Below are 7874 nucleotides of genomic sequence, written 5' to 3'. Positions count from 1 at the left end.
CGGCGGCCGGGCCCGGCCGCGGCGCGCGCCAGGCCGCGTAGGCCGCAGCGAGGCGGCGCTTGAGCGCGAACTCGGCCGCGTCGAGCGCGTCGAGCCTGGCCATGATCGGCGGGACCTGGGTCGGATCCGCCGTCCGGGCGAGCTTGAGGATGCCGTAGTGCAGGGCGGTCAGGCCGTTCACCAGTGCCTCGATCTCATCGCAGATCCGCTGGAACTCGGCGTCCGGCCAGCGCAGGGCGCGCCAGAAGAAGGCGAAGCCGTGCTCGTAGGCCCATTTGCGGATGGTGATCACCGGCAGCTCGCGCAGGGCCTCGCCGACATCGGCGAGCCGCAGCCCGCCGCGCCCCTCGGCATGGGCCGAGACGACGGCGCGCACCGCATCGATCAGCGGGTTGGCGTCGGGATTGAAGCAGGCCTCGAAGAAGGCCGCCAGATCCGCGTCCGCCGGCGGACGGGCCCGCGCGGGATCGAACCGGTAGCCGCCCGCGACACTCGGCTGGCGGATCGCGTTCAGCATCCTCTCGCGCTCGATCACGCCCTCCCACCGGAAGTCGGGATCGCGCACCTGCCACAGGGCGGGGTCGTCGGTGAGGCCCACCATCAGGTAGTGCGGGAAGGGGTTCTGGTTGAACTTGTTCTCCCGCTCCGGCAGGTGGAACATGTCGAGCATCACCATCACGCGCTCGTCCGGCGCGCGGCGCTCCAGGAGGTCGAGGAGGACCGCGACGTTGTCGTCCTTCGACCGGGAGTGGTCGTACCAGGAGACGACCGGCACGCCGTAGAGCCGCTCGAACCAGTAGCGGAACGCCTCGTGGTCCATGGCGTCCGAGTGGTAGGCGAGGCGGAACTCGTCGGTGATCGCGAACTCGGCGTCCCAGATCAGGAAGTAGAACGGGCGGTGGTCGATGCCGCGGGCCTTCAGCCCGTCGCAGACGCAGCTGACGAAGCAGTGGATCTTCAGGTCGTAGGGCAACTCGCCGTGGACGCCCTCGGACGGTGTCCCGGCCGCGTCCGTCGGGGCGGAAGTTGCGGGATCGCCTGCCGCCGGCGGCACGCGCGCGAGCAGCCCGGCGAGGTCGGCCACGGTGGCGAGGTCCTGCCGGGCGATCGCCTCCTCGGGGATCGACAGCCCGAGGCTCATCTCCAGGGACAGGATGAGCTGCAGCACCTGCACCGAGTCGAGGTAGAGGTCCTCGTTCAGCCGTGCCTGCGGCCCGAAGAGGTCGAGATGGGGATGGTTCATCTCCTCGCGCAGGACGGTGCCGATGGCCGCGACGGCGGCATCCCGGGTCAGGCCGGGGGTCGCGGCGATCGTCATGCCTCGGCCCCCAGCGCGCCGGTCCGGTAGCGCTCGGCGGCCTCCCGGCGGGAGATCTTGCCGTTGGCCTGGCGCGGGATGGCGCCGACCTGCACCGCCTCGACGGGGACCTGGTGGCCGGCGAGCCAGCGGCGGCACCAGTCCTGGAGCGCGCGCGGCGGCACCGGCGCCTCGGCGCTGAACAGCAGCATCACCCGCTCGCCCGCGAACGGGTCCGCCTTGGCGAAGGCCACGGCGTCGGTGATGCCGGGCATCGCCATCACGGCGTCCTCGACCTCGCCCGGATAGACGTTCAGGCCCGAGACGTTGATCGTGTCGCTCGCCCGCGCCACGAAGACCAGCATGCCGTCGGGCTGCCAGTAGCCGAGATCGCCGGTCGGCACCGTTCCGCCCTCGCCCTCGACGACGATCTCCTCCGGCGCCTCGGCGCTCGCGCCGGCCCGGACGCGGTGGTGGGGCAGGGGGCGGCCGATCGCGTCGGCCTGCTGCAGGTCAGGGTTCACCGCGATGCACCCGGTCTCGGAGCAGCCGTATTGCTGGAAGAAATGCTCCACCCGGGCGCGGATCAGCGAGAACCAGGGCGCGGGCAGGATCGTGCCGGAGGTCATCGCCGCGTGGATCCGCTCGCCCGCGGGCAGCAGCCGGGCGAGCGTGTGCAGCATGGCCGGCGAGGTGTAGAGCAGCGGCCGCTCGATCTCCCGCAGGCGGCGCAGCAGGTATTTCGGGTTGGCGGTGTCGAGCACCACCGGCGCGCGGCCACGGCGCAGGCCGACAAGGAGGCCGCAGATCAGGCCGTAGGAGTGGGTGATCGGGCAGGCGACGACCGGCGTCATTCCGTCCGGCTCGGTGAAGGCCGCGACGTAGCTCTCGATCTCGCGCTCCACCGCGCGCCAGGGACGGGCGATGCATTTGGGCTCGCCGGTCGTGCCGGAGCTCATCTGGAGCAGGTGCCCCTCGCCTGGAACCGGGGGCGGGACGCCGTCCAGGCTCTCGCCCTCGAGCCCGTCGAGGAAGATGCGGTGGCATCCGGCGCGGGCGGCGAGACGGCGCGCCCCGTCGTCGGGCAGGGCCGGGTGGATCGGCAGCAGGGTCGCGCCGGCCCGCCGGGCGGCGAGGATGAAGGCGAGGCTGCCCTCGGCATCGCGAAAGCGCGCGGCGACGCGCTCGCCGGTGCCGCCCCGCAGGGAGGCCTGCACCGCGACGCACGCCAGGGCCACCTCCATCTCGTCCGCGCCGATCGTGCGTCCGTCGATCTCGATCATGGGGTCTCCCGCAGGATGGTCAGGGCCGGATCCGGCCGGAGGGCGTCGGGCGCGAGGGGACTGGGCGAGAGGGCATCGGGATAGAGGGCGTTGGGAACGAGGCGGCTGCAGCGCGCCTCCTCCAGCCCGAGCTTGCGCGCGAGCAGCGCCTCGACCCGTAGGCGGGGCGCGTCCACGCCGAGGCGAGCGAACCGGTCGGCGAGCCCGTGCTCCGCCGCGTGGCGGCGCAGCCGGTCGCCGAGGCGAGCCCAGAAGCCGGCCTCGTCGAGCCCGGCCCGCTCGCGCAGGAGGCGGGTGACCTCGCCGAGGTTGAAGACGAACAGGCTGTCCGTCACCAGCTCGGCGAGGAAGGCGGGCGAGGGGACGGCGTGGAAGCGGCCGTCCGCCGGGGCGGCATGGGCGGGATCGATGGCGCCGAAATCCGGCACGCGGGCCACGTCTGGCACGAAGCCCGGCGCGTACTCGGCACTCTCGTGGAAGTCGCGCAGGATCACCCGTTCCGGCCAGCCGTCGCGGTGGACGAGGATCATGTTCTGCCCGTGCGCCTCCAGCGCCACGCCGTGCGCCACCAGGAGGTGCCAGACCGGCAGCACCGCGACCTCCACCAGGCGGTCGAGCCAGTCGGCGACCCCGTAGCGCGCCAGCCAGGGCGCGACGAAGGCGCTGCCGTCCGCCTCGCAGGCGCAGAGCGCGTTGAACGGCACGGCGGCCTCGCCGGGCGACAGGTCCGGGCTCTCGCGCCAGATCGCGGCGAGATGGCCCGCGAGCGGACCGTCCCGGTCGGCGATCGCGGCGGCGTACTCGCGCAGGACGCTCATCCGGGCGCCGAGCAAGGGATCGCCGGCGACGATCCCCGCCAGCCAGCCCGACAGGGCGGGGGCCGTGAGGACGAAGTGCGGATCGAGGATCCGCAGGCTCGACGTGCTGACGACGCCGAGGCCGAGCTTCACGCTCGCGGCGCCCGGGTCGTCGCGGTTGTGCAGCGTGCGCAGGGACTGGCTGGCGCGGTAGTGCGGACCGGCCTCGCCGAGGGGCACGGCGCGCCCCTCGGCCAGCCAGGGCCGGAGCGGCCCCCGCTCGAGCCGGCGCATCTGCCAGGGGTGGACCGGCAGGACGGCGTGCGAGGCGAGGGCGTACCCGGCCTCGCCGAGGCGCCGCAGGAGCGTGTCCCATTCGGCGCCGAGCTCGGCGCGCCCGAACGCGTCCTCGTCGCCCGGCAGCGCCAGGGCGACGGCGTCCCGCCTCACGGCGAGCCAGCGCAGGCGGAACGCCGCGCCGGCCTCCGGCCCGTAGCGGGCGTGGTCCTCCAGGGTGAAGCCGGTGCGCGCCTTAAAGCACGGATGGTAGGGGTGGCCCTCCCACAGGGCGGCGTCGAGCGCCGCGAAGGGAAGGGCGCGGCGCTCCGGCGGCCGCAGGGTGTCGGCGTTCCAGCGGCAGAGCGCGACCGTCTGCCGGAGCTCCGCCAGCAGCCGCTCCCGGCGCTCCGCCGAACCCGGCAGCGCCTCGGCCAGGGCGGCGAGCGGGGCGGCCCGCCACCCGTCCCGCCCGTCCGCCATCTCGACCGTGCCGGGAACGAGGCGGGGGCGGCCGAAGGGACCGAGCGACCCGACGGCACGGAAGCGATGCGGGCCGAGGCGCCAGTGCAGCCGTCCGGCGTCGGTCGCGGCGTCGCGGTCGGCGAGGCCCTCGAACAGGACCGCCTCCGCCAGCTGCCGCAGGACGCGCTCCTCCGGCGGGCCGGCCGCCTCGGGCGACCGGGACGTCTCGGGCCGCACGGCCACCTCAGGATGCGAGGACACGGCCGGATCGGGTCCGGGTGCCGGCGCGCTCCTTGAGCGGGTTCGGCATGTCGATGTAGTTGCCGGTGCCGTCGCCCGCGGAGAGCTCGTCGCGGTCCGACAGGCGGACGCGCAGGTTGGCCTTGGTGCAGAGCGTCGGCGCGTCGAGGACCGAGCGGGCGAAGGCCCGCCCCGCCCCGGTCATGCGCCGCGCGACGATCTCCAGCCGGCGGGCGAGGTCGTCGAGGAGGACCTCTTCCCGTGCCAGCCCGTCATGGCCCATGCGGGCGATGACCGAGAAGACCTGGTTGACGACGAGGTAGTAGGCGAGGCGCCGGCGGATCTCGTCGTCGTCGAAGTAGAGCGAGGCGATGGCGCCGGTCTCGGGCACCAGGGCCTGGAGGCGCGGGCGGGCGGCCTCCGACAGGTAGAAGCCCTGGTTGTCGCGGTAGAAGCCGCGGCGCGGCCAGCCGTCGGCGACGTCGAGCAGCATGTTCTGCTGGTGCGCCTCGAGGGCGATGCCGTGCCGGTCGTAGAGGGCGACGATCGGGTCAAGCGAGCAGTCGAGGTAGAGGCTGAACCAGGTCCGCGCGGCGTGGGCGAGGTCGGCCGCCCCGCCGGGGGCGAGGCGGCGCAGCAGGGCCGCGAGCCGCGAGGGCCGGCCCGGCACCGGCTCGGCGGTCAGCGCCGCGACGACGGCGACGCCGCGCTCCGCGCCGCCGCGGAAGGGATTCTCGCGCAGGACCGTCTCGAACCCGCTCTCCGGGCGGCCGGGGCAGTCCAGGGTGAGGTAGGCCGGGTCGGCAAGGATCCGAAAATTCCCGTCCGCCGCGCCGCCGCCGCGCGCGAGGAGCCGCGCCACCGCGACGCCGGCCTCGAGCTCGGCCATCCGGTTCACCCGCAGCGAGTTCGTCAGCGTGACGGGCAGCGAGAACTTCGCCATCCAGGGGCTATCCGGCGCGTAGACGGTGCGCAGCGACGAGGTCGCGGTGAAGCGCGGGCCGAAGGCGCCCAAGGGGCGGACGAGCCCCGCCTCGACCATCGCGGCGATGGCGGGCTCCAGCATCAGCGCCTCGGCCTGGAGCGGGTGCATCGGCAGGGCGACCTCGCCCGGGCGCAGCGGCAGCCGCGCCGCGTCACCACCGAGGAGGTCGAGGGCGATCTCCGGCGCCGACCGGGACGCGGCGGAGTCGTGCCGGACACGGTCGCACGCCGCGGCAAAGACCGCGAGCCGGAACGCGCCGCCCTCTTCGGGGGCGTAGACCCGCGCCTGCCACGGCGTGAGGCCCTGCCGGCTCTTCGGGGTCGGGTGCAGCCAGTGGCCGAAGACGAGGGCGCGCTCGGCGTCGATGAAGTCCGTCCCGTCGCCGGCCTCCGGCGGCGCGGGGTCGAGCTGGCGGGCGGTCTCGCGGTAGCTGTCGAGCACGCGGCCGAGAAGCTCCAGCTCGCGCCCGCGCGCGGTCCCGGTCCCGCCCTCGTCGCAGCGCGCATAGGCCTCGCCGAGCAGCTCCTGGATCGCCCGCATCGGCGCGACGAGGCGCCAGCGCGGCTCGTGCCGATGCCGGGTCCAGAGGCGGCCGAACCCCTGCGCGCCGCAGAGCGAGGGGGAGAGGATCTCGGCCCGGATCGCCACGCGCTGGCTGCGCAGGTTCCACTCGACGCAGGGTGCCGGGGGACCGTCCGGCAGGGCGTGGTGCACCCGGATGCCGGGGTCGATCTCGCGCAGGTAGCCGTTGGCGAAGCTGCGGAAGGCCGCCGCCTCGGCGACGCCCTGGGACGATGGGAGCATGACGACCAAACCTTGTTCGAGCCTCCACTCTCGGCCGCGGCGGTTCCCGTCCGGGCGGCGCCGCCGCGCCCGCCTCGACCGGAAGGGAATGACCGCCCCCCTTGATGGGCGGTGCCGGGCCTGCGGCGAGGAATGGGCGACGCCGCGGCGCCTCAGGCGGTCGGACGGCGCCGGGCAAAGGAGACCTGCCGCGAAGCCCCTGTGTGAGGGCCAGTCAGCCCGCGAGGGCCACGTCTATCGCCTCACGCCGTCGCCCGGTCAAGAAAAAAATCGGATACGTTGCTCGATATTTTACATATTTGAACTATTCTCAAAACAAAAATCGGCATTCAGGTGGCATGGTATGCCCGGATCATCCAGCCTCATCGATCGGTGCCGAAGGTTACACTCCATCGGACATGCGCGAGGCGGCGCCGTCGTCGCCCTCCATCAAGGGCGCCGCGCCGCTGTCGCCTGGATCGCGCGGCCCGGGCCGAAGCCGGCCTGGGCCGTCGGCGGTCAGAAATCCACCGTGGCGGAGACGATGACCGTGCGGGGTGCGCCGACGGCCAGGAAGCCGCGGGCGGCCGACGCCCAGTACGAGTTGTCGAACACGTTCTCGACGATGGCGCGGACCGTGACGGGCTTCCCCGACACGCCCTCGAAGGTATAGCGCAGGCCGGCGTCGAAGCGGGTCCAGTCGGGGACGGATTGCGTGTTGGCCTGGTTGTAGAACTGGCTGCTCGTGTAGATGGCGCGACCGGTCAGGGTCAGGCCGGGGGCGAGCCAGGGCGGCATGTCGACCTCGCCGTAGAGGTTGAACGCCACGTCGGGGACGCCCGGGGCGACGTTGCCGTTGAACTGGCGCTCCGCGACGTTGACGAGGCGCCCGTCGATGAAGGTGACGCCGCCGAGGAGCCGCACCCCCGGGACCGGCTCGCCGAACACCGACAATTCGAGGCCGCGGTTGCGCTGCAGGCCGCTGACCGAGAACCGCCGCGTGGCGGGATCGGTGAAGGCGTTGGGCTGCTCGATCTCGAACAGCGAGGCCGTGACCGCAACGGTGCCGAAATCGTACTTGGCGCCGATCTCCTGCTGCCGGCTGACGGCGGGAGGAAACACCTCGTTGGCGTTGATCGCCACGACCGGCGCGATCTGCGTCGGCTCGAGCGCCTCGATGTAGTTGCCGTAGAACGACAGGTTGTCGAACGGACGGAACACCGCCGCGATGGCGGGGCTGAACCGCCCGCGCTGGTAGTTCGACGCCACGTTGCCGAAGGTCGCCCCCGGAGCGGTGACGTAGCTCTGCTGATCGATCTCCTGGAACCGCCCGCCCAGGGTCAGGAGGAAGCGGTCCTCGCCGAGCGACAGGGTGTCGGCGATGCCGACGCTGCGCGCGCTCAGCTCCGTGAACAGGGGCCGTTCGTTGGAGCGCGGGAGGAAGAGGGTGTTCACCGAGCCGCGCGGCAGGTGGATCGGATCGTAGATGTTGGTCTGGAACACCGGCAGGGTCGGCGTGAGGAAGCCGCCGCGGTAGTTCCGGTTGTTCGCCTCGACCGCCGAGACGGTGAGGTAATGGCCGAGCATGCCGGTCTGGAACTTCGTGCGCAGGCCGACCTCGCCGGTCATCCCCTGGATTTCCTGGGGCTGGATGGCGAGCGAGTTGGTCGCCTGGCCGGTCACGCTCGTGACCCGGTAGGACGAGGTCAGGAAGTCCTCGTTGTAGCGGCTGACGCCGCCGGCGGCGT

At 73.1% G+C, this 7874-nt stretch carries 5 protein-coding genes; all 5 read right to left on the bottom strand.

The features are described from left to right. Positions 1-1318 (bottom strand): DUF6005 family protein (locus VQ02_RS19100; RefSeq protein WP_425339911.1); only part of this gene is annotated, 1318 nt, incomplete at its 3' end. Then, entirely contained in the window at positions 1315-2580 is a 1266-nt protein-coding gene (locus VQ02_RS39300; RefSeq protein ID WP_245239785.1) for an AMP-binding protein, read from the bottom strand. The genes VQ02_RS19100 and VQ02_RS39300, both read right to left, overlap by 4 nt. Further along, on the bottom strand, positions 2577-4379 hold the full coding sequence (locus VQ02_RS39295) for an IucA/IucC family protein (RefSeq protein ID WP_245239784.1): 1803 nt from the start codon (positions 4377-4379) through the stop codon (positions 2577-2579). The genes VQ02_RS39300 and VQ02_RS39295 overlap by 4 nt, the downstream gene beginning before the upstream one ends. After that, positions 4363-6147 carry an IucA/IucC family protein gene (locus tag VQ02_RS19090; protein ID WP_048445798.1) on the bottom strand — a complete coding sequence of 595 codons (1785 nt, stop codon included), beginning with the start codon at positions 6145-6147 and terminating at the stop codon, positions 4363-4365. The genes VQ02_RS39295 and VQ02_RS19090 overlap by 17 nt, the downstream gene beginning before the upstream one ends. 498 nt (positions 6148-6645) lie before the next feature. Beyond that, a partial coding sequence (locus VQ02_RS19085) for a TonB-dependent receptor (protein WP_048445797.1) occupies positions 6646-7874 on the bottom strand: 1229 nt, incomplete at its 5' end.

This window comes from Methylobacterium variabile, from assembly GCF_001043975.1.
GTDB classification, from domain to species: Bacteria; Pseudomonadota; Alphaproteobacteria; order Rhizobiales; family Beijerinckiaceae; genus Methylobacterium; species Methylobacterium variabile.
The sequence above is the reverse complement of the archived record's forward strand: the minus strand, read 5'-3'. Positions and strand labels throughout refer to the sequence as shown.

Coding starts and splice junctions, on each gene's coding strand:
- VQ02_RS39300 (WP_245239785.1), bottom strand. CDS start 2,580: ATGATCGAGATCGACGGACGCACGATCGGCGCGGACGAGATGGAGGTG.
- VQ02_RS19090 (WP_048445798.1), bottom strand. CDS start 6,147: ATGCTCCCATCGTCCCAGGGCGTCGCCGAGGCGGCGGCCTTCCGCAGC.